This is a genomic window from Nitrincola nitratireducens (assembly GCF_000585235.1).
Lineage (GTDB): Bacteria > Pseudomonadota > Gammaproteobacteria > Pseudomonadales > Balneatricaceae > Nitrincola > Nitrincola alkalisediminis.
Genome location: NZ_AONB01000059.1, coordinates 1 through 1,068, shown reverse-complemented (window position 1 = coordinate 1,068; position 1,068 = coordinate 1). Strand labels below are relative to the sequence as shown.

At 48.0% G+C, this 1,068-nt stretch carries 1 protein-coding gene; it reads right to left on the bottom strand.

Translation table 11 applies throughout. The features are described 5' to 3' along the window. Nucleotides 1-42 precede the first annotated feature (42 nt). Nucleotides 43-1,068 (bottom strand): IS3 family transposase gene (locus tag D791_RS18600; protein WP_420329363.1). Its coding sequence is split into 2 segments (ribosomal slippage), with 1,027 coding nucleotides annotated over them: nucleotides 43-875 and nucleotides 875-1,068; the frame shifts between segments, so codons are not numbered across the junction. This gene is flagged as partial in the annotation.

Sequence of the window (1,068 nt, the reverse complement as noted above, 5' to 3'; positions counted from 1 at the left end):
TTTGTAATCCCCCCATTTTAAGCAGCAGTTATTCGTAGAAAGTTAAGCCGCTTGCAATAGTTGTTTAGGAGGTACGCCTCCGATAGCCGTATGAGGCCGTTCATTGTTATAAAGCCAAAGCCATTCTGTCGCAAGTTGTTGTGCTTGTTCAACGCTATCAAACAGATGTAAATCGAGCCATTCGTGGCGTGCTGTCCGATTAAATCGTTCAATATACGCGTTCTGTGTTGGCTTACCTGGTTGAATGTAAAGTAGCGTGATTCGACGCTTCTCTGCCCAGTTTATCAGCTCACCAGAGATATACTCAGGACCGTTGTCACAGCGAATGGCAGCAGGCTGTCCACGCCACTCAATCATTTGCTCTAGCGCCCGTATAACGCGTAGGCTCGGCAGTGACAGATCAACCTCAATACCCAAACCTTCACGGTTGTAATCGTCAATGACATTGAAGGTGCGCAGTGACCGGCCATCGGACAGATTGTCCGACATAAAATCCATTGACCATACCTGGTTGATAGCTGTGGGTACGCTCAACGCATCCGGCTTATCACGTTTAATGCGCCTCCTTGGTTTGATTCTCAGGTTCAACTCAAGCGCTTTGTAGATGCGATAAACCCGCTTGTGATTCCAGGTGAAGTGCTTCACATTACGCAAATACAAAAAGCATAAACCAAACCCCCAGCGTCGGTGAGTTTCAGTCAGGCGTAACAACCAGTCAGCAACCAACGCATTCTCGCCGCTGAGTTTGCACTGGTAGTGAAAGCAACTTTCGCTAATACCCATAGTGATGCAGGCAAAACGAATGCTGATCCCGTGACGTTGAATGGCTGCACGTGCCATCTCCTTGCGCTGAGATGGCTTTATAACTTTCCCTCTAGGGCTTCCTTGCGGATTTCAGCCTTGAGGCGTTCTTCTGCGTACATTTTTTTAAGACGCTTATTCTCGTCCTCAAGCTCTTTGAGCCGTTTCATCATGATGCATCCATACCGCCAAATTGCACGCCACTTATAAAACTGAGCGGAGCTCATACCATGTTCGCGGCATAGCTCTGGCACCTTGGACACCTTT